This window comes from Streptomyces sp. NPDC053541 (assembly GCF_044544705.1).
Taxonomy (GTDB): Bacteria; Actinomycetota; Actinomycetes; order Streptomycetales; family Streptomycetaceae; genus Streptomyces.
Map to the genome: position 1 here is coordinate 307,732 of NZ_JBITXM010000002.1, position 26,185 is coordinate 333,916.

Sequence of the window (26,185 nt, forward strand, 5' to 3'; positions counted from 1 at the left end):
CCATGACCGACAAGGGCACCCACCAGTGGCGCGGCATCATCGAGGAGTACCGGGACCGTCTTCCGGTCACGGACACGACGCCGGTCGTCACGCTCCGTGAGGGCGGCACGCCGCTCGTACCCGCTCAGGTCCTCTCCGAGCGCACGGGCTGCGAGGTGCACCTCAAGGTCGAGGGCGCCAACCCCACCGGTTCCTTCAAGGACCGCGGCATGACCATGGCCATCTCGAAGGCGAAGGAGGACGGCGCCAAGGCCGTCATCTGCGCCTCGACCGGCAACACCTCGGCCTCCGCCGCCGCCTACGCGGTGCGCGCCGGGATGGTCTCCGCGGTGCTCGTCCCGCAGGGCAAGATCGCGCTGGGCAAGATGGGCCAGGCCCTCGTGCACGGCGCGAAGATCCTCCAGGTCGACGGCAACTTCGACGACTGCCTGGACCTGGCCCGCGCGCTGTCCGACAACTACCCGGTCGCGCTGGTCAATTCGGTCAACCCGGTCCGCATCGAGGGCCAGAAGACCGCCGCGTTCGAGATCGTGGACATGCTGGGCGACGCCCCCGACATCCACGTCCTGCCGGTCGGCAACGCGGGCAACATCACCGCGTACTGGAAGGGCTACAAGGAATACGCGGCGGACGGCCTCGCCGGCCGCACCCCGCGCATGTGGGGCTTCCAGGCCTCCGGCTCCGCCCCGCTGGTGCGCGGCGAGGTCGTCAAGGACCCGTCGACGATCGCCACCGCGATCCGCATCGGCAACCCGGCCTCCTGGGAGTACGCGATCGCCGCGCGCGACGAGTCCGGCGGCTTCATCGACGAGGTGACGGACCGTGAGATCCTGCAGGCCTACCGCCTGTTGGCCGCGCAGGAGGGCGTCTTCGTCGAGCCCGCCTCGGCCGCCTCGGTCGCCGGTCTGCTGAAGGCCGCCGCGCAGGGCAAGGTCGACCCGGGCCAGCGGATCGTCTGCACCGTCACCGGCAACGGCCTCAAGGACCCCGACTGGGCCGTGGCCGGCGCCCCGCAGCCGGTGACCGTCCCGGTCGACGCCGCGGCTGCCGCCGAGCGCCTCGGTCTGGCCTGATCCGGTCCCCCCGACCGGGGGACCCGGCCGTTCCGAAACCCGATCAGGAACGTACATAGGCGCACAGGTTGGCGCGCGACACGCATCGTGCGCCTCCTGTGCGCCCTATGTCGCCACAGAACCTTCCTTCGATAGGCTGTACCGAACCCGCCCCGACGCATATGCGCGGTGTCGTTGCCGTTGTCGCCCCCGTGGCCGAAACGGCCCCCGGGTCCCCGTGTACTTCTCTTGAATACCCGCTGTCTGAAACACCGTTTTCGCAATCAAGGAGAGTCAACGAGCGATGGCCGGTCCAGCGTTCCGCGCCGCCGCCGTACGGGTGCGCGTTCCCGCCAGCAGCGCCAACCTCGGCCCGGGCTTCGACGCCTTCGGGCTGTCGCTGGGGCTCTACGACGACGTGGTCGTCCGGGTCGCCGACTCCGGCCTGCACGTCGACATCGCCGGCGAGGGCGCCGACACCCTGCCCCGCGACGAGAGCCACCTGCTCGTACGCTCCCTGCGCACGGCCTTCGACCTGCTCGGCGGACAGCCGCGCGGCCTCGAGGTCGTCTGCGCCAACCGCATCCCGCACGGCCGCGGCCTCGGCTCCTCCTCCGCCGCCATCTGCGCCGGCATCGTCGCCGCCCGCGCCGTGACCATAGGCGGCGACGCCCGCCTCGACGAGACGGCGCTGCTCGAACTCGCCACCGAGATCGAGGGCCACCCCGACAACGTCGCCGCCTGTCTGCTCGGCGGCTTCACGCTCGCCTGGACCGAGGGCGGGGCCGCCCGGGCGATCAGGATGGACCCCGCCGATTCCATCGTTCCGGTGGTTTTCGTCCCCGGGAAGCCGGTGCTCACCGAGACCGCCCGCGGTCTGCTCCCGCGCACCGTCCCGCACGTGGACGCCGCCGCCAACGCCGGCCGCGCCGCCCTCCTCGTCGAGGCCCTGACCCGGCGCCCCGAGCTGCTGCTCGCGGCCACCGAGGACCGGCTGCACCAGGAGTACCGGGCCCCCGCGATGCCGGAGAGCATCGCCCTCGTGAACCGGCTGCGGGCGGACGGCATCCCCGCGGTCATCTCCGGCGCGGGCCCCACGGTGCTCGCGCTGGCCGAACCCGGGACGGCCGACAAGGTCGCCCTGCTGGCGGGCGAGGGCTGGGCCGCCAACCGGCTCGAGCTCGACATGCCCGGTGCGAGCGTGCTGCCGCTCGCGACCTGACGGACGTGCCCGCGCGGTCACCGAGCCGGACCGCGCGGACACGGGATTGCCGGTGACGGAGAGGGGGAATGTTTGTTGGAGCCGGTAGTGTTAACCTCAAGTCTGCACCCGACGTCTTCGAGACGCGGTGCTGAGTGTCCCCATCCGGGACCACTGATTCTTCCGGGAGCCTCCTCCACTGCCTGAGCAGCCTGCCTGAGCAGTTTCGAGCACGCTCCGGAACCGGCGCGACACCCCTCGTTCTTTCTCGTCGAGGGCCGAGCAGGGGGCGCTCGGGCCGGACACGCATGTTTCTCTCTTCCGCCGCACCCGGCGGGACCACCGCCCCGACACGGTCCACCAAGCAGGACCGCTGACGGACAGCACAACCGGTCGCCGAGCCAGATGGCCGACGTCCGCTCCAGGGAAGGACCCTTCGTGAGCGACACCACCGATCTGATGGGCGTGACTGCCGACAACAGTGTCGACACCACCGCGCCCGCCGCAGGTGCTGCCACTGGCACCACCGCACGGCGCCGCCGCTCCGGCACCGGCCTCGAGGGCATGGTCCTGGCCGAGCTGCAGCAGGTCGCGTCCGGCCTCGGCATCAGGGGCACCGCGCGGATGCGCAAGAGCCAGCTGATCGAGGTCATCAAGGAGGCGCAGGCCGGGGGCTCCGCCGCCGGTTCCGCCGCGCCCGCCGCGTCCGGCGACGCCGCCGAGACCAAGCCGAAGCGCCGCGCCACCTCCAAGGCCCGTACGGGCGAGACCGCTGCCGAGGCCGCCGCGCCCAAGGCCGAGAAGGCCGAGCAGGGCGAGAGCGCCGCCCAGCAGCAGATCGAGATCCCGGGCCAGCCGGCGGGCGAGGCCCCGGCCGGCGAGCGCCGCCGCCGGCGCGCCACCGCCCCCGCCGGTTCGCCGGAGGGCGCCGAGCCCAAGGCGGAGACCGCGCAGGCCGTCAAGACCGAGGCCCGCGTCGAGACCCGCACCGAGACCAAGGCCGAGCCGCAGGCCGACGCCAAGGCCGAGGCCGACGGCGCCGAGGGCCGTGGCCGCCGCGACCGCGGCGAGCGCGGTGACCGCCGCGACCGCCGGGACCGGCAGCGCGACCGCAAGGGCGACGACCAGCAGGGCGGCGGCCAGGGCGGCCAGCGCCAGCGTCAGGGCCAGGGCGGCGGCCAGCAGGGCCAGGGCCAGGGCCAGCAGGGCGGCGGCCAGCAGGCCGGCGGCCCGCAGGACGAGGACGACTTCGAGGGCGGCCGCCGGGGCCGTCGCGGCCGCTACCGCGACCGCCGTGGCCGCCGTGGCCGTGACGACTTCGCGGGCGAGCCGCAGGTCTCCGAGGACGACGTGCTGATCCCCGTCGCGGGCATCCTCGACATCCTCGACAACTACGCCTTCATCCGGACCTCCGGCTACCTGCCCGGCCCGAACGACGTGTACGTCTCCCTCGCCCAGGTCCGCAAGAGCGGCCTGCGCAAGGGCGACCACGTCACCGGTGCCGTGCGCCAGCCGAAGGAGGGCGAGCGCCGCGAGAAGTTCAACGCGCTGGTGCGCCTCGACTCGGTCAACGGCATGGCGCCGGAGTCCGGCCGCGGCCGCCCCGAGTTCAACAAGCTCACCCCGCTGTACCCGCAGGACCGCCTCCGTCTGGAGACCGACCCGGGCGTGCTGACCACGCGGATCATCGACCTCGTGTCGCCGATCGGCAAGGGCCAGCGCGGTCTGATCGTGGCCCCGCCGAAGACCGGCAAGACCATGATCATGCAGGCGATCGCCAACGCGATCACCCACAACAACCCCGAGTGCCACCTGATGGTCGTCCTCGTCGACGAGCGTCCGGAAGAGGTCACCGACATGCAGCGGTCGGTCAAGGGCGAGGTCATCTCCTCGACCTTCGACCGTCCCGCCGAGGACCACACCACCGTCGCCGAGCTGGCCATCGAGCGCGCCAAGCGCCTCGTGGAGCTGGGTCACGACGTGGTCGTCCTGCTGGACTCCATCACCCGCCTGGGCCGCGCGTACAACCTCGCGGCGCCCGCCTCCGGCCGCATCCTGTCCGGTGGTGTCGACTCGACCGCGCTCTACCCGCCGAAGCGCTTCTTCGGTGCCGCGCGCAACATCGAGGACGGCGGCTCGCTGACCATCCTGGCCACCGCGCTGGTCGACACCGGCTCGCGGATGGACGAGGTGATCTTCGAGGAGTTCAAGGGCACCGGCAACATGGAGCTCAAGCTCGACCGGAAGCTCGCCGACAAGCGCATCTTCCCGGCCGTCGACGTCGACGCCTCGGGCACGCGCAAGGAGGAGATCCTGCTCGGCAGCGAGGAGCTCTCCATCACCTGGAAGCTGCGCCGGGTGCTGCACGCGCTCGACCAGCAGCAGGCGATCGAGCTGCTGCTCGACAAGCTCAAGCAGACGAAGTCGAACGCCGAGTTCCTGCTGCAGATCCAGAAGACGACCCCCGGCGCCAACAACGACTGACGCCGAGACGCTCGTCACACGGCGACGCCCTGACCTCCGGGTCGTGATCTCGCCGTGACCTGCGTAAACGACTGCGCCCACCGTGTCCGCACGGTGGGCGCAGTCGCGTTACGGTCCGTCGTCCGCCCAAACCTCACAGCCTCATATGCAACCCTTTCGGGTGCTTCGCCGTCACACAAGGTGAACCATAGGGCTGAGGGAAGACGATGACCGAGCAGAACCAGAGCGGCCGAATACGCCCCCGACGCCGGGGCGGCGTGGGGGTGCCCGCAGCCACCGGCCGCCGCCGCAAGCCGCCCGCCAAGGGCCGCCGCGCCGCGGTCGTCGCCGCGTGGAGCGCCGCCGTGCTCGTCCTCGCCGGCGGCTCCGGACTGGGCTACGTCTACTTCACCCTCAACGGGAACCTGAAGAGCGTCGACATCAACGGCGCGCTCGGCAAGGACCGCCCCGACGACGTCGACAACGGCTCGATGGACATCCTGGTCCTCGGCTCCGACTCCCGCTCCGGCGCGAACTCCGCGTACGGCAGGGACGAGGGCGGCGCCCGCTCCGACACCGCGATGGTCGTGCACGTCTACGAGGGCCACAAGAAGGCCTCCGTGGTCTCCGTTCCGCGCGACACCCTGATCGACCGCCCCCGGTGCACCGCCCCCGACGGCACCCGGGTCCCCGCCGAGCACCGCGCCATGTTCAACACGGCGTACGAGGTCGGCGGCCCCGCCTGCGCCGTGAAGACCGTCGAGGCCATGTCCGGCATCCGCATGGACCACTACATCGAGGTCGACTTCACCGGCTTCCGCAAGCTCATCGACAAGCTCGGCGGCGTCGAGATCACCACCACGAAGGCCATCAAGGACCCCAAGAGCCACCTCGACCTCGCCCCGGGCACGCACACCCTCGACGGCGAGCAGTCCCTCGGCCTGGTCCGCACCCGCAAGAGCGTCGGCGACGGCAGCGACCTCGGCCGCATCCAGCTCCAGCAGGCCTTCATGAAGGCCTTCATCGACCAGGTGAAGAGCGTCGGCGTCTTCTCCAACCCCGCGAAGCTGTTCGACCTCGCCGACACCGCCACCAAGGCCATCACCCCGGACTCCGAGCTGGACTCGGTCAACGAGCTGACGGGCTTCGCCAAGGGCCTGTCCGGGCTCGGCGCCGACGACGTCCACATGATCACGCTGCCGGTCCGGTACGACCCCCGCGACCCCAACCGCGTGGTGCCCCTGGAGGCACAGGGCCGGCAGGTCTGGTCGGCGCTCAAGGCGGACCGCCCGATCCCCGCCTCCGCGACGGCGGACGCGGCCACCGGCAAGGCCGACGGCCTCGTGAAGTAGTCCCCGGGGACCCCCCCCCGAGGGCAAGCGCGGGCCGCCGGGAATAGTTCCGCACCGACCCCGGTTTTGGGAGATGCGGCCGGTCCTGGCAGACTGGTACGTCGGCCCCGGTTCACGCATGTGCATCCCGCACGGGCGACCCGGAGCCCTCCCGGAACTAGGAGACACCTTGAAGCGCGAGATCCACCCCGAGTACGTCGAGACCCAGGTCAGCTGCACCTGTGGCGCGTCGTTCACCACCCGTAGCACCCTGACCGAGGGCACCATCCGTGCCGAGGTCTGCTCCGAGTGCCACCCGTTCTACACGGGCAAGCAGAAGATCCTCGACACCGGCGGCCGCGTCGCCCGCTTCGAGGCCCGCTTCGGCAAGGCTGCCGGCTCCGCCAAGAAGTAGCGAGCCACTGCGCCGGTCTTCGGCTGCCCCTGCGCGGGGCGGCCGGGACCGGCGCTTTGCCGTCCCGTAGCAACTGACGAAGACCCCAGGAGCCCCCGATGTTCGAGGCCGTCGAGGAACTGGTCGGCGAACAGGCCGACCTCGAGAAGAAGCTCGCCGACCCTTCGGTCCACGCCGACCAGGCCAACGCGCGCAAGCTGAACAAGCGTTACGCCGAGCTTTCCCCGATCGTCGCCACCTACCGCTCCTGGAAGCAGACCGGTGACGACATCGAGACCGCGCGCGAGCTGATGCACGACGACCCCGACTTCGCCGCCGAGGTCAAGGAGCTGGAGAAGCAGCGCGAGGAGCTCACCGAGAAGCTCCGGCTGCTGCTGGTCCCGCGCGACCCCAGCGACGACAAGGACGTCATCCTGGAGATCAAGGCCGGAGCCGGCGGCGACGAGTCCGCCCTCTTCGCCGGCGACCTGCTGCGCATGTACCTGCGCTACGCCGAGCGGGTCGGCTGGAAGACCGAGATCATCGACGCCACCGAGTCCGAGCTCGGCGGCTACAAGGACGTCCAGGTCGCCGTGAAGACCAAGGGCGGCAACGGCGCCACCGAGCCCGGCCAGGGCGTCTGGGCCCGGCTGAAGTACGAGGGCGGGGTGCACCGCGTGCAGCGCGTGCCCGCCACCGAGTCGGCCGGCCGCATCCACACCTCCGCCGCGGGCGTGCTCGTCACCCCGGAGGCCGAGGAGGTCGACGTGGAGATCCACGCCAACGACCTGCGCATCGACGTCTACCGCTCGTCCGGCCCCGGCGGCCAGTCGGTCAACACCACCGACTCCGCGGTCCGCATCACGCACCTGCCGACCGGCATCGTCGCCTCCTGCCAGAACGAGAAGAGCCAGCTCCAGAACAAGGAGCAGGCCATGCGCATCCTCCGCTCCCGGCTGCTCGCCGCCGCGCAGGAGAAGGCCGAGGCCGAGGCCGCCGACGCCCGCCGCAGCCAGGTCCGCACCGTCGACCGCTCCGAGAAGATCCGGACGTACAACTACCCGGAGAACCGCATCTCGGACCACCGCGTCGGCTTCAAGGCGTACAACCTGGACCAGGTGCTCGACGGCGACCTCGACGCGGTCATCCAGGCCTGCGTCGACGCCGACTCGGCCGCCAAGCTCGCCGCGGCGTAACGGCGCCGCCCCCGTACCGCCCCCACCCGCACCACGGAGGACCAGCGTGAACCTGCTGCTTGCCGAGGTGGCCCAGGCCACCCAGCGGCTGGCCGACGCCGGCGTTCCCTCACCGCGTTTCGACGCCGAGGAGCTCGCCGCGTTCGTGCACGGCGTCAAGCGGGGGGAGCTGCACAACGTCAAGGACGCGGACTTCGACGCCCGCTACTGGGAGGCCGTCGCGCGCCGCGAGGCGCGCGAGCCGCTCCAGCACATCACCGGCCGCGCGTTCTTCCGCTACCTGGAGCTCCAGGTCGGCCCCGGCGTCTTCGTACCGCGCCCGGAGACCGAGTCCGTGGTGGGCTGGGCCATAGACGCCGTACGGGCGATGGACGTCGTCGAACCGCTCATCGTCGACCTGTGCACCGGCTCCGGCGCGATCGCGCTCGCCATGGCGCAGGAGGTGCCGCGCTCGCGCGTGCACGCCGTCGAGCTGTCCGAGGACGCGCTGGTGTGGACCCGGAAGAACGCCGAGGGCTCCCGGGTCACCGTGCACCGCGGCGACGCGCTCACCGCGCTCCCGGAGCTCAACGGCCAGGTCGACCTGGTCATCTCCAACCCGCCCTACATCCCGCTCACCGAGTGGGAGTACGTGGCGCCCGAGGCCCGCGACCACGACCCGGAGATGGCCCTGTTCTCCGGCGAGGACGGCCTCGACACCATCCGCGGCATCGAGCGCACCGCGCACCGGCTGCTGCGGCCCGGGGGACTGGTCGTGATCGAGCACGCCGACACCCAGGGCGGCCAGGTGCCGTGGATCTTCAACGAGGAGGCCGGCTGGGCGGACGCCGCCGACCACCCCGACCTGAACAACCGGCCGCGCTTCGCGACCGCGCGCAAGGCCACACCATGACGACCACCAAGCCAATGGACGACGTGTACGAGGAGGACCGGGACTGATGGCTCGGCGATACGACTGCAACGAGGCGACGGACCGGGCGACGGGTCTGCGTGAGGCCGCGTCCGCCGTACGCCGCGGCGAGCTCGTCGTCCTCCCCACCGACACGGTGTACGGGATCGGGGCGGACGCCTTCTCGTCGGAGGCCGTCGCGGACCTCCTCGCGGCCAAGGGCCGGGGCCGCAACATGCCCACGCCTGTGCTCATCGGCTCCCCGAACACCCTGCACGGCCTGGTCACGGACTTCTCCGAGATGGCCTGGGAGCTCGTCGACGCCTTCTGGCCGGGCGCGCTGACGCTGGTCGCCAAGCACCAGCCCTCGCTCCAGTGGGACCTCGGCGACACCCGCGGCACCGTCGCGATCCGCATGCCGCTGCACCCGGTCGCGATCGAGCTGCTCACGGAGGTCGGCCCGATGGCGGTCTCCTCGGCGAACCTGACCGGCCACCCGTCGCCGGAGACCTGCGACGCGGCGCAGGGCATGCTCGGCGACTCCGTCTCCGTCTACCTCGACGGCGGCCCGACGCCCGGCAACGTGCCCTCGTCCATCGTGGACGTCACGGGCAAGGTGCCGGTGCTGCTGCGCGAGGGCGCGCTGTCGGCGGAGGAGCTCCGGAAGGTGGTACCCGACCTCGAGGTGTCCAATTGACCGCCCCTGAGGGGCGTGGCATAGCGGGGCACGAGCACGACGGCAAGACCTTCCGCATCCTCCACGTCAGCACCGGCAACGTCTGCCGCTCGCCGATCACCGAGCGGCTGACCCGGCATGCCCTGATCGACCGCCTCGGCGACCCCATGGGCGGCGGCCTGATCGTGGAGAGCGCGGGCACCTGGGGCCACGAGGGCGCCCCGATGGAGAGCAACGCGGAGCAGGTCCTCGCGGACTTCGGCGCGGACTACAGCGGCTTCACGGGCCGCGAGCTCCTCGATGAGCACGTCATCCGCGCGGACCTGGTCCTCACCGCGACCCGCGACCACCGCGCGCAGGTCATCTCGATGGGCCACTCGGCGGGCCTGCGCACCTTCACCCTGAAGGAGTTCACCCGCCTGGTCCGCGCCATAGACCCGGCGACCCTCCCGGACCCCCGCGACGGCCACGGCACGGTCGACCGCGCCCGCGCCCTGGTCCGCGCGGCCGCAGCTCTACGCGGGTGGCTCTTGGCCCCCTCTGCGGAAGCGGACGAGGTCAACGACCCGTACGGGGCCCCCATCACCTTCTTCCGTTCGATCGGCGACGAGATCAACCAGGCGCTGGATCCGGTGGTGACGGCGCTCACGGGGGTGCGGGCGCGGGGGTGACGACCGTCCGGCCGGCCACCCCGGATCGCCGGTCGGAGGCCGGCGCAGCGGCCCGAAGCCTGTGAGGCCCCCTGGGGCCGAGCAGTGCGAGGGGCGCGTCGGGGATCGGGTCCGCGCCCGCGCCCTGGTCCGCGCGGCCGCAGCTCTACGCGGGTGGCTCCTGGCCCCCTCTGCGGAAGCGGACGAGGTCAACGACCCGTACGGGGCCCCCATCACCTTCTTCCGTTCGATCGGCGACGAGATCAACCAGGCGCTGGATCCGGTGGTGACGGCGCTCACGGGGGTGCGGGCGCGGGGGTAGAAGCCCCCCGTAGGGGGCCTCGGGGCGGCTGGAGCAGTCCAGGGGGCGGGGGCGGAGGTCGGTGCCTAGAGTGGGGGGTCAAGGCCCCCTCACGCCCGGAGTGCGCCATGTCGGTCACCGCTCCCACCCACGCCGAGCACGGGCTCGACGTGCTGCGCCGCCAGGACCCCGAGGTCGCCGACGTGATCCTGGGGGAGGTGCGGCGGCAGGGGGACAGCCTGCAGCTGATCGCCGCCGAGAACTTCACCTCGCCGGCCGTGCTCGCCGCGCTCGGCTCGCAGCTCGCCAACAAGTACGCCGAGGGCTATCCCGGCGCCCGGCACCACGGCGGCTGCGCGTACGTCGACGCCGTCGAGCGGATCGCCGTCGAGCGGGCCACCGCCCTCTTCGGGGCCGAGCACGCGAACGTGCAGCCGCACTCCGGCTCCTCCGCCGTGCTCGCCGCCTACGCGGCCCTGCTGCGCCCCGGCGACACCGTGCTCGCCATGGGGCTCGCCCACGGCGGGCACCTCACGCACGGCTCGCCCGCGAACTTCTCCGGACGCTGGTTCGACTTCGTCCCGTACGGCGTCGACGCCGAGACCGGGCTCGTCGACTACGAGCAGGTCGCCGCCCTGGCCCGGCACCACCGCCCCAAGGCGATCGTGTGCGGCTCGATCTCCTACCCCCGGCACCTCGACTACGCCGTCTTCCGCGCCATCGCCGACGAGGTCGGCGCCTACCTCATCGCCGACGCCGCCCACCCCCTCGGCCTGATCGCCGGCGGCGCCGCGCCGAGCCCCGTCCCGTACGCGGACATCGTCTGCGGCACCACCCACAAGGTGCTGCGCGGCCCGCGCGGCGGGCTGCTGCTGTGCGGGGGCGAGCTGGCCGAGCGGGTGGACCGGGCGGTGTTCCCGTTCTCCCAGGGCGGTGCGCAGATGCACACGATCGCGGCCAAGGCGGTCGCCTTCGGCGAGGCGTCCACGCCCGCCTTCACCACGTACGCCCATCAGGTGGTCGAGCACGCCCGGGTGCTCGCCGCCGCCCTCGCCGCCGAGGGCTTCGCGCTCACCACCGGCGGCACCGACACCCACCTGATCACCGCCGACCCCGCCCCCCTCGGCCTCGACGGGCGCACCGCCCGCGCCCGGCTGGCCGCCGCCGGCATCGTGCTCGACACCTGCGCCCTGCCGTACGGCGACGGCCGCGGCATCCGGCTGGGCACGGCCGCCGTCACCACCCAGGGCATGGGGGCCCCGGAGATGGCGAGAATTGCCGCACTGTTCACCGCCGCGTTGCGGGACGACGCGGAGGAGACGGCCCGGGTACGCGCGGAAGTACGGCAGCTGGCCGGCCGATTTCCCCCGTATGGCCGGTAAAGCGCCGTACCCCGCAACCGTTCGCGGCACCCGGGTGTCCTCAACCAGGGGGACGGCCCGGCTAGGGTGTGGGGCTGAGATGGCCAGCGATTCCTGTGGGGCAGCCCGTGCGTGATTACCTGCTGACGCTCTGTGTCACGGCCGCGGTGACCTATCTGCTCACCGGTCCGGTGCGGAAGTTCGCCATCGCGACCGGAGCGATGCCGGAGATCCGCGCGCGCGACGTGCACCGAGAACCGACTCCGCGGCTCGGTGGCATCGCCATGTTCTTCGGGCTGTGCGCGGGCCTGCTGGTCGCCGACCACCTGCAGAACCTCAACAGCGTCTTCGAGCTGTCCAACGAGCCCCGCGCGCTGCTCTCCGGCGCCGCCCTGATCTGGCTGATCGGCGTCCTCGACGACAAGTTCGAGCTGGACGCGCTGATCAAGCTGGGCGCGCAGATGATCTCCGCGGGCGTGATGGTCATGCAGGGTCTGACCATCCTGTGGCTGCCCATCCCGGGCGTCGGCACGGTCGCGCTCACCCAGTGGCAGGGCACCCTGCTGACCGTCGCCCTGGTCGTCCTCACCATCAACGCCGTGAACTTCGTCGACGGCCTCGACGGCCTCGCCGCCGGCATGGTGTGCATCGCGGCCGCCGCGTTCTTCCTCTACGCGTACCGGATCTGGTTCAGCTACGGCATCGAGGCCGCCGCCCCCGCGACCCTGTTCGCGGCCATCCTGATGGGCATGTGCCTGGGCTTCCTGCCGCACAACATGCACCCGGCGCGGATCTTCATGGGCGACTCGGGCTCGATGCTCATCGGTCTGATCCTGGCGGCCTCCGCGATCTCCATCACCGGCCAGGTCGACCCGGACGCGCTGCGGATCTTCGAGGGTTCGACGAAGGCGGCCACGCACGCCGCGCTGCCCGTCTTCATCCCGCTCGTGCTGCCGCTGACCATCATCGCGATCCCGATGGCCGACCTGATCCTGGCGATCGTGCGGCGCACCTGGAAGGGCCAGTCGCCGTTCGCGGCGGACCGCGGGCACCTGCACCACCGGCTCCTGGAGATCGGGCACTCGCACAGCCGCGCGGTGCTGATCATGTACTTCTGGTCGGCGCTCATCGCCTTCGGCACGCTGGCCTACTCGGTGCACTCGACCTCGATGTGGATCGTCCTCTCCGTGGTCTTCCTGAGCGCCGTCGGCCTGGTGCTGCTCCTGCTGCCGCGCTTCACGCCGCGCGCCCCGCGCTGGGCCGAGGCGGTCGTGCCGCCGCGCTACCGGCGCCGCGGCGTCCCCGTGGAGCCCGAGCGGGAGCCGGCCGCCCCGGCCGCCGGCCCGGAGGAGCGCGAACCCGTGCCGGCCGGAGTCAACGGGGCGACCGCCATCGGTCACCGTTCGCGCTTCTCCGACCGGAGTAAGGCCGGGGCGCGCGGTTGACGAAAGCCGCAACCACGGCCAATACCAGACACTTCGCATCGATGTCGTGCACACACGCGCGGGGTCACTCTCACGTGTGAGAGTTGGCACACCCACGGGTAAAGACCTATTCAAATAGTTTGTGATACGGTTCACGAGACCCGGCGACAGTGCCGAAAGACCGTAGTGCGACGGTCTGTTGGCCCCGAGACCCACCTCGGACCGGGCTTACGCTCGTCCCTGACGACACCATCGCCCCCACCAGCAAGCGGAGACACCGCCATGCCGTCCAACGACGCACGCACCCTGCTGCACACCGCAGTGCCCACCGCCGCCGTAGGCGTCATCGCCACGGTCGTCAGCGGTGTGGTCGCCGGTGGCAAGGGCGCGCTCGGCGCCGTCGTCGGCACCGCGGTGGTCCTTCTCTTCATGGGTATCGGGCTGGTGGTCCTGCAGCGGACGGCGAAGAAGCTTCCACAGCTGTTCCAGGCCATGGGCCTCATGCTCTACACGGCCCAGCTGCTGGTCCTCTTCATCTTCCTGGCCTTGCTGAAGGACACTTCGGCGTTCGACTTCAAGGCCTTCGCCTTCACGCTGCTCGCCACGACCATCGTGTGGGTCGCCGCCCAGGCCCGGGCCTATATGAAGGCCAAGATCATGTACGTCGAGCCCGAAAAAACGGGACCGAAGTCGTGAAGGGTAGGGCCGGGATAAAGAGCCGTTCGGCTTCCTGCTATCGTCCGGTGCCAACTGCGGCACTGCGGGCGCGGGCATCCGAAGCGGCGCCTGTCCCAGCGCGAGGCTCGATGCCGAACCGCCGCCCCCTTATCCGTAAGACCAGTCCAGTGCCGACCCGCGGCTGCGTGCCGCGCCGACACAACGAGGTTGCCGTACCTATGCGCCACGCTGAAGGAGCCCGCGGTGAGTGCTGACCAGACGCTTGCCTTCGACCCGGATTGCCACATCTTCACCGGATGTGGTTTCCCGGCGCCGGGCCTGCACACGTTCATGTACGAGCCCATCTTCCACGTGGGCAGCTTCGAGTTCACCAAGCCGATGCTGCTCGCCATCCTGGGCTCGCTCGTGGTCGTCGGGTTCTTCTGGGCCGCCTTCAACAAGCCCAAGCTGATCCCCGGCAAGATGCAGATGGTCGGCGAGGCCGGTTACGACTTCGTGCGCCGCGGCATCGTCTACGAGATCATCGGCAAGAAGGACGGCGAGAAGTACGTCCCGCTGATGGTGTCGCTGTTCTTCTTCGTCTGGATGATGAACCTCTGGTCGATCATCCCGCTCGCCCAGTTCCCGGTCACCTCGCTGATCGCCTTCCCGGCGGCCCTCGCGCTGATCGTGTACGTGCTGTGGATCTCGCTGACCTTCAAGAAGCACGGCTTCGTCGGCGGCTGGAAGAACATCGTCGGCTACGACAAGTCGCTCGGCCCGATCCTTCCCCTGGTCGTCGTCCTCGAGTTCTTCTCGAACCTGCTCATCCGGCCCTTCACGCACGCGGTCCGACTGTTCGCGAACATGTTCGCCGGTCACCTGCTCATCGTGATGTTCTCGCTGGCCACCTGGTACCTCATGAACGGCATCGGCTTCGTCTACGCCGGCGCCTCGTTCGTGATGGTCATCATCATGACCGCCTTCGAGCTCTTCATTCAGGCCGTCCAGGCGTACGTCTTCGTCCTCCTGGCCTGCAGCTACGTCCAGGGCGCGCTCTCCGAGCACCACTGAGCCGGCCCGGCAGCAGCCAAGAACCACTCACCCAACCCACAGTCGTCCGGTGGCCAACCCCCACCGGGTCCTTGAAAGAGAAGGAAGAACCGGCATGTCCGCTCTCGAGACTCTCGCCGCCGTCAACGGAAACGTCGCCTCCATCGGCTACGGCCTCGCGGCCATCGGCCCCGGCGTCGGCGTCGGCATCATCTTCGGTAACGGCACCCAGGCCCTCGCCCGTCAGCCCGAGGCGGCCGGCCTGATCCGTACCAACCAGATCATGGGTTTCGCCTTCTGTGAGGCGCTCGCCCTCATCGGCATCGTCATGGGCTTCGTCTACAAGTAAGCCGGACCGACAGCCCGATTCTTTTTACGGAAGGCACTGATGTGAACGCTCTGCTTCTTGCGGAAGCGGCGGAGGAGCAGCCTCCGCTCATCCCGCATCTCGACGAGCTCGTCATCGGCCTGATCGCCTTCGTCATCGTCTTCGGCTTCCTCGCCAAGAAGCTCCTCCCGAACATCAACAAGGTTCTGGTCGAGCGCCGCGAGGCCATCGAGGGTGGCATCGAGAAGGCCGAGTCGGCCCAGATCGAGGCTCAGAGTGTGCTGGAGCAGTACAAGGCTCAGCTCGCCGAGGCCCGCCACGAAGCCGCGCGTCTCCGCCAGGAGGCGACGGAGCAGGGCACCGCGATCATCCAGGAGATGAAGGCGGAAGGCCAGCGCCAGCGCGAGGAGATCATCGCGGCCGGTCACGCCCAGATCGAGGCCGACCGCAAGGCCGCGTCCGCCGCGCTGCGTCAGGACGTCGGCAAGCTCGCCACGGACCTGGCCGCGAAGCTGGTCGGCGAGTCCCTCGAGGACCACGCCCGCCAGAGCCGCACCATCGACCGGTTCCTCGACGAGCTCGAGGAGAAGGCCGAGGCCGTCCGATGAACGGAGCGAGCCGCGAAGCACTGAGCGCCGCACGTGAGGCCCTCGACGCGCTGACCGACAACACGTCGGTCGACGCCGGCAAGCTCGCCGGCGAGCTTGCCGCCGTCACGGCGCTGCTCGACCGCGAGGTGTCGCTGCGTCGGGTCCTGACCGACCCGGCGCAGGCGGGCGAGGCCAAGGCCGAGCTCGCCCAGCGCCTCCTGTCGGGTCAGGTGGACGGCCCCGCCGTCGACCTGGTCTCCGGAATGGTGCGTTCCCGCTGGTCGCAGTCGCGCGACCTGGTGGACGGCCTCGAGGAGCTGGCGAACACCGCCGACCTCACCGCCGCCCAGAAGGCGGGCGCCCTCGACGACGTCGAGGACGAGCTGTTCCGTTTCGGCCGGATCGTCTCCTCCAGCACCGAGCTCCGCTCGGCGCTGACGGACAAGACCGCCATGGCCTCCGCCAAGGGTGAGCTGCTCGGCAGCCTGCTCGGCGGCAAGGCCAACCCCGTCACCGAGCGCCTGGTCGTCCGTCTGGTGACCCAGCCCCGGGGACGTAGCCTGGAAGCGGGACTCGAGTCCCTGTCCAAGCTCGCCGCGGCGCGCCGGGACCGCATGGTCGCCGTCGTCACCTCGGCGGTGCCGCTGACCGACCAGCAGAAGCAGCGCCTCGGCGCCGCTCTGGCCAAGCTGTACGGCCGCGACATGCACCTGAACCTGGACGTGGACCCCGAGGTCCTCGGCGGGATCGCGGTGCGCGTCGGTGACGAGGTCATCAACGGCACGATCGCGGAGCGTCTCGACGAGGCGACCCGTCGCCTGGCCGGCTGACCTCGGCCACAACTCAACACGCATGACCAGCGGCCCGGTTGGGCCGTGCAGAGATTGCAGAAGATTCCTGGGGGTCGCCCCCAGACCCCTAAGAAACTTCGGGCCCAACAAGGAGAGCAGGGAACCCAGATGGCGGAGCTCACGATCCGGCCGGAGGAGATCCGGAACGCGCTGGAGAACTTCGTCCAGTCGTACCAGCCGGACGCGGCCTCGCGCGAGGAGGTCGGCACGGTCAGCCTGGCCGGCGACGGTATCGCGAAGGTCGAGGGTCTTCCCTCGGCCATGGCGAACGAACTGCTGAAGTTCGAGGACGGCACCCTCGGCCTCGCCCTCAACCTCGAGGAGCGCGAGATCGGTGCCATCGTCCTCGGCGAGTTCAGCGGCATCGAGGAGGGACAGTCGGTGCAGCGCACCGGCGAGGTCCTCTCCGTCGGTGTCGGCGAGGGATACCTGGGTCGCGTCGTCGACCCGCTCGGCAACCCGATCGACGGTCTCGGCGAGATCGCGACCGAGGGCCGCCGCGCCCTCGAGCTGCAGGCCCCCGGCGTCATGCAGCGCAAGTCGGTCCACGAGCCGATGGAGACCGGCTACAAGGCCGTCGACGCCATGACCCCGGTCGGCCGTGGTCAGCGTCAGCTGATCATCGGTGACCGCCAGACCGGCAAGACCGCCCTGGCCGTCGACACGATCATCAACCAGCGCGACAACTGGCGCTCGGGCGACGTGAACAAGCAGGTGCGCTGCATCTACGTCGCCGTCGGCCAGAAGGGCTCCACCATCGCGTCCGTGCGCGCGGCCCTCGAAGAGGCCGGTGCGCTCGAGTACACGACGATCGTCGCCGCCCCGGCGTCCGACCCGGCCGGCTTCAAGTACCTCGCCCCGTACACCGGCTCGGCCATCGGCCAGCACTGGATGTACCAGGGCAAGCACGTCCTGATCGTCTTCGACGACCTGTCGAAGCAGGCCGACGCCTACCGCGCCGTGTCGCTGCTGCTGCGCCGCCCGCCGGGCCGTGAGGCCTACCCGGGTGACGTCTTCTACCTGCACTCCCGCCTGCTCGAGCGCTGCGCCAAGCTCTCGGACGAGCTGGGTGCCGGTTCGATGACCGGTCTGCCGATCGTCGAGACCAAGGCCAACGACGTCTCGGCGTTCATCCCGACCAACGTCATCTCCATCACCGACGGCCAGTGCTTCCTGGAGTCCGACCTGTTCAACGCCGGCCAGCGTCCGGCCCTGAACGTCGGTATCTCGGTCTCCCGTGTCGGTGGCTCCGCCCAGCACAAGGCGATGAAGCAGATCTCCGGCCGTCTCCGCGTGGACCTGGCCCAGTTCCGTGAGCTGGAGGCGTTCGCCGCCTTCGGTTCCGACCTGGACGCCGCGTCGAAGGCGCAGCTGGAGCGCGGTCAGCGCATGGTCGAGCTGCTGAAGCAGGCCCAGTACCAGCCGATGGCCACCGAGAACCAGGTCGTCTCGATCTGGGCCGGCACCACCGGCAAGATGGACGACGTCCCGGTCGCGGACATCCGCCGCTTCGAGGCCGAGATGCTGGCGTACCTGCGTCAGAACCACTCGGGCCTCATGACCTCCATCCGTGAGGGCGGCAAGATGTCGGACGACACGCTGCAGTCCGTCGCCGACGCGATCGCGGAGTTCAAGAAGCAGTTCGAGACCTCTGACGGCAAGCTGCTCGGCGACGACGCCTCCGCCGTCAACGTCTCGAAGTGACGACGGAAGGGACCTGACTCATGGGAGCGCAGCTCCGGGTCTACAAGCGTCGCATCAAATCCGTCACCGCGACGAAGAAGATCACCAAGGCGATGGAGATGATCGCCGCCTCGCGCGTCGTCAAGGCGCAGCGCAAGGTGCAGGCGTCGACGCCGTACGCCACCGAGCTCACCCGCGCGGTGACCGCGGTGGCCACCGGCGCCAACGACAAGCACCCGCTGACCACCGAGGCGGACAACCCGAGCCGCGCCGCGGTCCTGCTCCTCACGAGCGACCGCGGTCTGGCCGGCGCGTTCAACTCCAACGCCATCAAGGCGGCGGAGCAGCTCATCCGTAAGCTGGAGGGCGAGGGCAAGGAGGTCGACATCTACGTGGTCGGCCGCCGTGGCGTCGCGCACTTCAACTTCCGTGAGCGCAAGCTGGCCGACTCGTGGACCGGCTTCACGGACGAGCCGACGTACGCGGACGCCAAGAAGATCGGCGAGCCGCTGATCAAGGCGATCGAGAAGGACACGGCGGAGGGCGGCGTGGACGAGCTCCACATCGTCTACACCGAGTTCGTCTCGATGATGACGCAGACGGCGGTCGAGGCCCGGCTGCTGCCCCTCAGCCTCGACGAGGTCGCGAAGGAGGCCGGCGAGCCGGACACCCTCCGTCCGCTGTACGACTTCGAGCCGTCGGCGGAGGACGTCCTGGACGCCCTTCTGCCGCGCTACGTCGAGAGCCGGATCTACAACGCGCTGCTGCAGTCCTCGGCGTCGAAGCACGCCGCCACGCGGCGCGCGATGAAGTCGGCGACCGACAACGCGGGTGAGCTGATCACCAACCTCACCCGACTTGCCAACGCGGCCCGCCAGGCCGACATCACCCAGGAAATCAGCGAGATCGTCGGTGGCACCGCAGCCCTGGCCGACGCGACCGCGGGGAGTGACAAGTAATGACGACCACTGTTGAGACGGCCGCCGCCACGGGCCGCGTCGCCCGGGTCATCGGCCCGGTCGTCGACGTGGAGTTCCCCGTCGACGCGATGCCGGAGATCTACAACGCGCTGAACGTCGAGGTGCCGGACCCGGCCACCGGCGGCACCAAGACGCTGACCCTCGAGGTCGCGCAGCACCTCGGTGACGGCCTGGTCCGCGCCATCTCCATGCAGCCCACCGACGGTCTGGTCCGCCAGGCCCCGGTGACCGACACGGGCGCGGCCATCTCCGTGCCGGTCGGTGACGTCACCAAGGGCAAGGTGTTCAACACCCTGGGCGAGGTCCTCAACGAGGACGCGTCCACGGTCGCGGACGCCGAGCGCTGGCCGATCCACCGCAAGGCCCCGGCCTTCGACCAGCTCGAGTCCAAGACCGAGATGTTCGAGACCGGCCTGAAGGTCGTCGACCTCCTCACCCCGTACGTCAAGGGTGGAAAGATCGGTCTGTTCGGTGGTGCCGGTGTCGGCAAGACCGTTCTGATCCAGGAAATGATCATGCGTGTGGCGAAGCTGCACGAGGGTGTGTCGGTCTTCGCGGGCGTCGGTGAGCGCACCCGTGAGGGCAACGACCTCATGGTCGAGATGGAGGAGGCCGGCGTTCTCGACAAGACCGCGCTGGTCTTCGGCCAGATGGACGAGCCCCCGGGCACCCGTCTGCGCGTCGCCCTGGCCGGTCTGACCATGGCGGAGTACTTCCGCGATGTGCAGAAGCAGGACGTGCTGTTCTTCATCGACAACATCTTCCGCTTCACCCAGGCCGGTTCCGAGGTGTCGACCCTGCTCGGCCGCATGCCGTCCGCGGTGGGTTACCAGCCGAACCTGGCCGACGAGATGGGTCTCCTCCAGGAGCGCATCACCTCGACCCGTGGTCACTCGATCACCTCGATGCAGGCGATCTACGTCCCCGCCGACGACCTCACCGACCCGGCGCCGGCGACCACCTTCGCCCACCTTGACGCGACGACGGTTCTGTCCCGTCCGATCTCCGAGAAGGGCATCTACCCGGCCGTGGACCCGCTGGACTCCACGTCCCGGATCCTGGACCCGCGCTACATCGCGCAGGACCACTACGACACCGCCATGCGGGTCAAGGGAATCCTGCAGAAGTACAAGGACCTCCAGGACATCATCGCGATCCTCGGTATCGACGAGCTCAGCGAGGAGGACAAGCTCGTCGTGCACCGCGCGCGTCGTGTCGAGCGCTTCCTGTCCCAGAACACCCACGCGGCGAAGCAGTTCACCGGTGTGGACGGTTCGGACGTTCCGCTCGACGAGTCGATCGCCGCGTTCAACGCGATCTGCGACGGTGAGTTCGACCACTTCCCGGAGCAGGCCTTCTTCATGTGTGGTGGTCTCGAGGACCTCAAGAAGAACGCCAAGGAGCTCGGCGTCTCCTGAGCCCCGTGCTCGCCTGAAGGGGGCGGGATCGGTCCCGCCCCCTTCTTCACGCCCCTTAGAATTGATCCCAACACCCGGCAGCACCGCCGGGTGGTGACCCGAGGAGCCACCCTTGGCTGCTGAGCTGCACGTCGAGCTGGTCGCCGCGGACCGGAGTGTCTGGTCCGGCGAGGCCACCCTGGTCATCGCGCGTACCACCTCCGGCGACATCGGCGTCATGCCTGGTCACCAGCCGCTGCTCGGTGTGCTGGAGTCCGGCCCCGTGACGATCCGTACGAGCGAGGGCGGCACGGTCGTGGCCGCCGTCCACGGTGGGTTCGTCTCCTTCGCGGACGACAAGCTGTCGCTGCTCGCGGAGATCGCCGAGCTGTCGGACGAGATCGACACCCAGCGCGCCGAGCGTGCGCTGGAGCGCGCGAAGGCCGACGAGGACGCCGCCGCCGAGCGGCGCGCGGAGGTCCGGCTGCGCGCGGTAGCGGTCCGCTAGCGGACCGCGCCGAGAGCCCCAGACCTCAGCCGCGGCACGGCTGGAACCTTCCAGACCGTGCCGCGGCTGAGGCGATGCATAGCAGGTCGTATTCGGTCAGGCCGGTTCCGCCGGCCACGGGACGCAGCGAGGAGGTCGGTGAAGATGTTCCTCGCGCTGCTCGTGTGCGGCCTGGTCGTCGCGACTCTGGTGATCGGGCTCTTCGTCTTCGGCTTGCGCCGCAGACTCATCCAGCGGGCCGGCGGCACCTTCGACTGTTCGCTGCGCACCCCCGTGGCGGAGGTCCCGGACACCAGCGGCAAGGGCTGGTCCTACGGGGTCGCCCGGTACAGCGGTGACGAGATCGCCTGGTTCCGCGTCTTCTCGTACGCGCCCCGGCCCAAGCACGTCATGGAGCGCTCGGCCATCGAGGTCCTGGAGCGCCGGATGCCGGAGGGCGAGGAGGAGCTGGCGCTGCTCTCGGACTCCGTGATCCAGGGCTGTCGGGTGAACGGCACGCGCCTGGAGCTGGCGATGAGCGAGGACGCCCTGACCGGTTTCCTGGCCTGGCTGGAGGCGGCGCCGCCCGGCCAGAGGGTGAATGTCGCCTAGTCGATGCCGCCCGAGATCTGTGTACGGCCCGGTGAGTGCCATGTGTGGACCGCCCGGGCCGTTTCCGTTTCCGAGGACCTGGCGGTCCTCCTCGACGCCGCCGAGCGCCGGGTGTACGAGGCGCTGACCGGTGAGCGGGTGCGCGCGCAGTACGTGACCGCGCACGCTCTGCTGCGGACGGTGCTGGGCCGGGTCCTGGACCGGGATCCGGCGTCCCTGGACTTCGCGGCGGGCCCGCACGGCAAGCCGTATCTGAGGGACGGGTCCGTGGAGTTCTCGCTGTCCCACTCGGGCGAGCTGGTGGCGGTCGCCCTCGCCCTGGGCGCCCCGGTCGGGGTGGACGTCGAGCGGGTGCCGGAGCCGGCGGCCGAGCTGCCGCTGCCGGTGCTGTCCGCCGAGGAGCGGGCGGTCTTCGACCGGGTCCCGGGGCCGGAGCGGTCGGCGGCCTTCGCCGCGTACTGGGTGCGCAAGGAGGCGGTGCTGAAGGCGACCGGGGTGGGGCTCCGGGTGGATCCGGCGCGCCTGACGGTGTCCGCCCCGGACCGGCCGGCCGAGCTGCTCGGCTGGCGGGGACGCGAGGAGGCCGTGCGGGCGGCGGCCGGACGCGAGGAGGCCGTACCGCCGCACCCTTCGGTGCGGCTGTACGACCTCGACGCGGGGAGCGGCTACCGGGGGGCCGTCGCCCTGCTGGGCGGGGCCCACCGGATCGTGCCGCGGGTGGTCAGCTCAGTCCGCTGTTGATGGCGCCGACGAGCTCGCCGCCCGTGGTGTCACCGCTGAACTCCCAGAAGAACGCGCCGCCGAGGCCCTGGTTCTTGGCCCAGCTCATCTTGGAGGTGACGGTGGCGGGGGTGTCGTAGCTCCACCAGTTGGTGCCGCAGTGGGCGTAGGCGGTGCCGGCGACGGTGCCGTTGGCCGGGCAGGAGGTCTTGAGGACCTTGTAGTCCTCGATGCCCTGCTCGTAGGTGCCCTGGGCGGGGCCGGTGGCGGTGCCGCCGGGGGCGGACTGGGTGACGCCGGTCCAGCCGCGGCCGTAGAAGCCGATGCCGAGCAGCAGCTTGTTGGCCGGGACGCCCTTGGCCTTGAACTTGGCGATCGCCTCGGCGGAGTTGAAGCCCTGCTGCGGGATGCCGGCGTACGAGGTGAGCGGGGAGTGCGGGGCGGTCGGGCCCTTGGCCTCCCAGGCGCCGAAGAAGTCGTACGTCATCACGTTGAACCAGTTCATGTACGGCGCGGCGCCCGCGTAGTCGGTGGCGTCGATCTTGCCGCCGGCGGAGGCGTCGGCCGTGACGGCCGCGGTGACGATCCCGTTGGCGCCGAACTTGGCGCGCATCGCCTGCATCATGTTCTTGAAGGCGTTCGGGCCGCTGGTGTCGCAGGTCAGGCCACAGGCGTTGGGGTACTCCCAGTCCAGGTCGATGCCGTCGAAGACGTCGGCCCAGCGCGGGTCCTCCACCAGGTCGTAGCAGGACTGCGCAAAGGCGGTCGGGTTCTGCACGGCCTGGCCGAAGCCGCCGGACCAGGTCCAGCCGCCGAAGGACCAGATGACCTTGATGTTCGGGTACAGCTTCTTCAGCTTGCGCAGCTGGTTGAAGTTGCCGCGCAGCGGCTGGTCCCAGGTGTCGGCGACGCCGTCGACGGACTGGTCGGCGGTGTAGGCCTTGTCGTAGTCGGCGTAGGAGTCACCGATGGTGCACTTGCCGCCGGTGACGTTGCCGAAGGCGTAGTTGATGTGGGTGATCTTGGACGCGGAGCCCGAGGTCACGATGTTCTTCACGTGGTAGTTGCGCCCGTAGACGCCCCAGTTGGTGAAGTAGCCCATCTTCACCACGTTCGGGGGCGGGGTGCCGCCTCCGCCGCCGGTGGTGCGGACCGGTGTGGCGGCGCTGGCCGGGCCGGTCTGGTCGATGGTGTCGCGGGCGACGACCGTGTAGCTGTAGTCGGTGCCGGCGGACAGTCCGGTGTCGGTGTAGGTGAGGCCGGTGGTCGTGGTGACCTTGGCGCCGTCGCGCAGGACGTCGTAGTTCTTGACGCCCTTGTCGTCGGTGGCCGCGGTCCAGGTGAGCTTCACCGAGGTGTCGGTGACGCCCGAGGCGACCGGGGCGCCGGGGGCGGACGGCGGGTTGTCGCCGGGCTGGGTGGAGCCGTCGCAGGAGGCGCCGTTGACCTTGCAGCCGGTGGGGGCGCCGGAGCCGGTGCCGTTGTAGCCGAAGGAGACGCTGGCGCCGGGGGCGAGGGTGCCGTTCCAGCCGACGTTCTTGGCGGTCCAGTGGTTGCCGGAGCTGGTGACGGTGGCGTCCCAGGCGGAGGTGACGGAGGTGCCGGCCGGGTAGTCCCACTCGACGGTCCACGAGCTGATCGTCGTGGTGCCGGTGTTCTTCACGGTCCAGCTGGCACCGAAGCCGGTGCCCCAGTCCTGGGTCTTGGTGTACGTGGCGGTGACGGAGGTCGCGGCCTCGGCGGGGGCGGCGAGCCCGACCATCGCGGCCAGTGGCAGGACGAGGGCGGTCAGACCGGCGGCGGCCCGGCGTCTGAAGCCTGTTCTGCGCGTCGGTGCTTGAGTGCTCAACGGTGCTCCTCAAGTTGCGGACGACAAGGGTGGGGGTGGTCCGGAAAGGGTGCGCGCGCCCCGCGAGCGTAGAAAGGTCTGGACCAACCGTCAAGAGGTCCAGACCAAAGCCGGGCGGTCCCGGGTCAGATCCCCAACTCCCTTGCGAGCACCGCCGCTTGGACCCGACTGCGCAGCTCCAGCTTGCCCAGCACCTTGCTGACGTGCGTCTTCACCGTGGCCTCCGCCATGTCGAGCCGGACCGCGACCTCCGCGTTCGACAGGCCCGCCCCGAGCGCCGCGAGCACCTCCCGCTCGCGCGGGGTCAGCCGGTCGAGCAGCGCCGGATCGGGGCCGTCCGGCGCCCGGACCGGCCGGCTCGGCGCGGCGAACTCGGCGATCAGCCGCCGGGTCACCGCCGGGGCGATCAGGCCCTCGCCGCGCGCCACCGTGCGCACCGCCTCGACCAGGTCCCGCGCCTCCGTGTTCTTCAGCAGGAAGCCGGCCGCGCCCGCGCGCAGCGCCCCGAACACGTACGCGTCCAGGTCGAAGGTGGTGAGCACCAGGACGTCGGCGAGACCCTCGGCCACCACCCGCCGGGTCGCCGACACCCCGTCCAGCTTGGGCATCTGGACGTCCATCAGGACCAGGTCCGGGCGCAGTTCGCGGGCGAGGCGGACCGCCTCCTCGCCGTCGGTGGCCTCGCCGACCACCTCGATGCCGGGCGCGCTGCCCAGGATCAGCACGAGCCCCGCCCGTACCGCGCTCTGGTCCTCGGCGACCACGATGCGGATCGTCATGCGTCCGGTGTCCTCTCCTCCGCGGGCAGCACGGCCCGCACCTGCCAGGTCTTCGCCCCGTCGCCGGCGGCCGCCGGGCCCGCGTCGAACTCCCCGCCGAGCAGCGCCACCCGCTCCCGCATCCCGACGAGCCCGGCCCCCGAGCCGGGCGCGCGCGGCCCGGGCCGGTCGCCGAAGGGGCTGGTCACCCGTACCGTCAGGGCCCGCGCGTCCCGGGCCAGGAAGACGGTGACCGGGCCCGGGGCGGCGTGCTTGAGGGCGTTGGTCAGCGACTCCTGCACGATCCGGTACGCGGCCAGCTCGACCGGCGCCGGCAGCGGCTCGCCGTCCTCCTCCCGGGTGTCGTCGAGGGCGAAGACGAGTCCGCTGGGCTCCCCGTTGGCGCGGGCCTGGGCGAGCAGCGCCTCCAGACCGGCCAGGGTCGGCGCCGCGGCAGGTTCGGCGTCGCCGCCGCTGTCCCGGAGCAGCCCGATGAGCCGCCGCATCTCGGCCAGGCCCTCGACGCTGTTCTCCCGGATCACGGTCAGCGCCTGCCGGGTGGTGGCCTCGTCGTCGATCGACAGCGCGGCCGTGGAGTGGATGGCGATCGCCGACAGGTGGTTGGCGACCATGTCGTGCAGCTCGCGGGCCATCCGGGCGCGCTCGGCGGTCACCGCCTGCGCGCGGTCCATCTCGGCCAGCAGCGCCGTCTGCTCGGCCCGCAGCCGGGCGGCCTCGGCGGCCTGCCGGTGGTTGCGCACGATGGCCCCGGTGAGGGCCGGCAGGAAACTGATCATGCCGGAGAGCACGCCGACCAGCAGGGCGACCGCGTTCTGCCACCAGATCAGCAGGCCCACCGTGAGGGCGACGGTGACCAGGCCGGTGGTGTACGGGATGCGGCGGGCCGAGGCCGGTGGGCCGTACACGACCGACGCGTAGACCACGTCCGTGAACATCAGCACGGTGGCGATGTTGCCGTTGGTGAACTGGTCCGCCGCGATGGCCGCGGTGCCGACGAACAGCGCGGTGCGCGGCGCGGTGCGCCGCAGGGCCTCCATCGCCGACATCACGGTCAGCGGGACCAGGGTGGCCCAGCGGGCCTCGACGACCCGGTCGGTGTTCACGAACAGTCCGAAGGACCACATGACCAGGCCGCCGGCCAGGCCGGCGAGGGCGATCAGCAGGTCGTCGCGGTGGGGTCGGGGGAGGCGCACGTCCCCATCCAACACGCCCGGCTCGGCCCGGACGTCCTCGTCCGGGCCGAGCCGCGCCTCCGTCGAAG

General features: G+C 70.7%; 25 protein-coding genes and 1 pseudogene. 23 read left to right on the top strand and 3 right to left on the bottom strand.

The window, feature by feature from the left end; genetic code table 11:
• Positions 1–2: 2 nt before the first annotated feature.
• The 23 genes and pseudogenes from thrC (at position 3) to ACIGW2_RS05610 (ending at position 22,317) form a co-directional block, all read left to right on the top strand.
• Complete coding sequence (gene thrC / locus ACIGW2_RS05500; RefSeq protein WP_391652533.1) at positions 3–1,073, top strand: threonine synthase; 1,071 nt, start codon at positions 3–5, stop codon at positions 1,071–1,073.
• A 283-nt stretch (positions 1,074–1,356) separates the two neighbouring features.
• On the top strand, positions 1,357–2,274 hold the full coding sequence (thrB, locus tag ACIGW2_RS05505) for a homoserine kinase (protein WP_356064054.1): 918 nt from the start codon (positions 1,357–1,359) through the stop codon (positions 2,272–2,274).
• A gap of 417 nt (positions 2,275–2,691) precedes the next feature.
• On the top strand, positions 2,692–4,737 hold the full coding sequence (gene rho, locus ACIGW2_RS05510) for a transcription termination factor Rho (protein WP_361579477.1): 2,046 nt from the start codon (positions 2,692–2,694) through the stop codon (positions 4,735–4,737).
• A 206-nt stretch (positions 4,738–4,943) separates the two neighbouring features.
• The gene (locus tag ACIGW2_RS05515) at positions 4,944–6,068 is read left to right on the top strand and encodes an LCP family protein (RefSeq protein WP_399841273.1); all 1,125 of its coding nucleotides are present in this window, start codon (positions 4,944–4,946) and stop codon (positions 6,066–6,068) included.
• 169 nt (positions 6,069–6,237) lie between these two features.
• Positions 6,238–6,462, top strand: a complete 225-nt coding sequence (gene rpmE, locus ACIGW2_RS05520; protein WP_030761597.1) for a 50S ribosomal protein L31 — start codon at positions 6,238–6,240, stop codon at positions 6,460–6,462.
• 98 nt (positions 6,463–6,560) lie between these two features.
• Positions 6,561–7,637 carry a peptide chain release factor 1 gene (prfA, locus tag ACIGW2_RS05525; RefSeq protein WP_356064064.1) on the top strand — a complete coding sequence of 359 codons (1,077 nt, stop codon included), beginning with the start codon at positions 6,561–6,563 and terminating at the stop codon, positions 7,635–7,637.
• 46 nt (positions 7,638–7,683) lie between these two features.
• Positions 7,684–8,529: a peptide chain release factor N(5)-glutamine methyltransferase gene (gene prmC / locus ACIGW2_RS05530; RefSeq protein WP_356064067.1), complete on the top strand. Its 846-nt coding sequence runs from the start codon at positions 7,684–7,686 to the stop codon at positions 8,527–8,529.
• A 46-nt stretch (positions 8,530–8,575) separates the two neighbouring features.
• A complete protein-coding gene (locus ACIGW2_RS05535) occupies positions 8,576–9,223 on the top strand; it encodes an L-threonylcarbamoyladenylate synthase (RefSeq protein ID WP_361579482.1) in 648 nt (215 codons plus the stop codon).
• Positions 9,220–9,873, top strand: a complete 654-nt coding sequence (locus tag ACIGW2_RS05540) for a protein-tyrosine-phosphatase (protein ID WP_391652536.1) — start codon at positions 9,220–9,222, stop codon at positions 9,871–9,873. The genes ACIGW2_RS05535 and ACIGW2_RS05540 overlap by 4 nt, the downstream gene beginning before the upstream one ends.
• Before the next feature lie 112 nt (positions 9,874–9,985).
• Positions 9,986–10,174, top strand: a pseudogene (locus ACIGW2_RS05545) (protein-tyrosine-phosphatase); the annotation flags it as partial.
• A 107-nt stretch (positions 10,175–10,281) separates the two neighbouring features.
• On the top strand, positions 10,282–11,535 hold the full coding sequence (gene glyA, locus ACIGW2_RS05550) for a serine hydroxymethyltransferase (RefSeq protein ID WP_391652537.1): 1,254 nt from the start codon (positions 10,282–10,284) through the stop codon (positions 11,533–11,535).
• 107 nt (positions 11,536–11,642) lie between these two features.
• Positions 11,643–12,959: an MraY family glycosyltransferase gene (locus ACIGW2_RS05555; protein WP_391652538.1), complete on the top strand. Its 1,317-nt coding sequence runs from the start codon at positions 11,643–11,645 to the stop codon at positions 12,957–12,959.
• Between the two features lie 261 nt (positions 12,960–13,220).
• Positions 13,221–13,634: a hypothetical protein gene (locus tag ACIGW2_RS05560; RefSeq protein ID WP_356064081.1), complete on the top strand. Its 414-nt coding sequence runs from the start codon at positions 13,221–13,223 to the stop codon at positions 13,632–13,634.
• A 225-nt stretch (positions 13,635–13,859) separates the two neighbouring features.
• Complete coding sequence (gene atpB, locus ACIGW2_RS05565) at positions 13,860–14,669, top strand: F0F1 ATP synthase subunit A (RefSeq protein ID WP_356064084.1); 810 nt, start codon at positions 13,860–13,862, stop codon at positions 14,667–14,669.
• Between the two features lie 94 nt (positions 14,670–14,763).
• The gene (atpE, locus tag ACIGW2_RS05570; RefSeq protein WP_010474382.1) at positions 14,764–14,997 is read left to right on the top strand and encodes an ATP synthase F0 subunit C; all 234 of its coding nucleotides are present in this window, start codon (positions 14,764–14,766) and stop codon (positions 14,995–14,997) included.
• A gap of 41 nt (positions 14,998–15,038) precedes the next feature.
• Positions 15,039–15,584 (top strand): F0F1 ATP synthase subunit B, encoded by a 546-nt coding sequence (locus ACIGW2_RS05575; RefSeq protein ID WP_356064087.1) that lies wholly within the window; start codon positions 15,039–15,041, stop codon positions 15,582–15,584.
• The gene (locus ACIGW2_RS05580; RefSeq protein WP_399841280.1) at positions 15,581–16,396 is read left to right on the top strand and encodes a F0F1 ATP synthase subunit delta; all 816 of its coding nucleotides are present in this window, start codon (positions 15,581–15,583) and stop codon (positions 16,394–16,396) included. The genes ACIGW2_RS05575 and ACIGW2_RS05580 overlap by 4 nt, the downstream gene beginning before the upstream one ends.
• A gap of 129 nt (positions 16,397–16,525) precedes the next feature.
• A complete protein-coding gene (atpA, locus tag ACIGW2_RS05585) occupies positions 16,526–18,121 on the top strand; it encodes a F0F1 ATP synthase subunit alpha (RefSeq protein WP_356064092.1) in 1,596 nt (531 codons plus the stop codon).
• A 20-nt stretch (positions 18,122–18,141) separates the two neighbouring features.
• On the top strand, positions 18,142–19,059 hold the full coding sequence (locus ACIGW2_RS05590) for a F0F1 ATP synthase subunit gamma (RefSeq protein WP_356064094.1): 918 nt from the start codon (positions 18,142–18,144) through the stop codon (positions 19,057–19,059).
• Entirely contained in the window at positions 19,059–20,498 is a 1,440-nt protein-coding gene (gene atpD, locus ACIGW2_RS05595) for a F0F1 ATP synthase subunit beta (RefSeq protein WP_356064096.1), read from the top strand. Before ACIGW2_RS05590 ends, atpD begins: the two co-directional genes overlap by 1 nt.
• A 112-nt stretch (positions 20,499–20,610) precedes the next feature.
• Positions 20,611–20,985, top strand: coding sequence for a F0F1 ATP synthase subunit epsilon (locus tag ACIGW2_RS05600; RefSeq protein WP_356064098.1), 375 nt, complete (start codon positions 20,611–20,613; stop codon positions 20,983–20,985).
• A 144-nt stretch (positions 20,986–21,129) separates the two neighbouring features.
• Entirely contained in the window at positions 21,130–21,576 is a 447-nt protein-coding gene (locus ACIGW2_RS05605; protein ID WP_361579764.1) for a DUF2550 domain-containing protein, read from the top strand.
• A gap of 42 nt (positions 21,577–21,618) precedes the next feature.
• Positions 21,619–22,317: a 4'-phosphopantetheinyl transferase family protein gene (locus tag ACIGW2_RS05610; RefSeq protein WP_399841285.1), complete on the top strand. Its 699-nt coding sequence runs from the start codon at positions 21,619–21,621 to the stop codon at positions 22,315–22,317.
• On the opposite strand, the gene ACIGW2_RS05615 is transcribed toward ACIGW2_RS05610, so the two are convergent.
• The 3 genes from ACIGW2_RS05615 to ACIGW2_RS05625 all read right to left on the bottom strand — a co-directional run bounded on the left by ACIGW2_RS05615 (position 22,298) and on the right by ACIGW2_RS05625 (position 26,117).
• Complete coding sequence (locus ACIGW2_RS05615) at positions 22,298–24,145, bottom strand: glycosyl hydrolase family 18 protein (RefSeq protein ID WP_391652541.1); 1,848 nt, start codon at positions 24,143–24,145, stop codon at positions 22,298–22,300. The genes ACIGW2_RS05610 and ACIGW2_RS05615 overlap by 20 nt on opposite strands.
• 125 nt (positions 24,146–24,270) lie before the next feature.
• The gene (locus ACIGW2_RS05620) at positions 24,271–24,924 is read right to left on the bottom strand and encodes a response regulator (protein ID WP_399841288.1); all 654 of its coding nucleotides are present in this window, start codon (positions 24,922–24,924) and stop codon (positions 24,271–24,273) included.
• Positions 24,921–26,117, bottom strand: coding sequence for a sensor histidine kinase (locus tag ACIGW2_RS05625; protein ID WP_399841291.1), 1,197 nt, complete (start codon positions 26,115–26,117; stop codon positions 24,921–24,923). Before ACIGW2_RS05625 ends, ACIGW2_RS05620 begins: the two co-directional genes overlap by 4 nt.
• Positions 26,118–26,185: the final 68 nt, after the last annotated feature.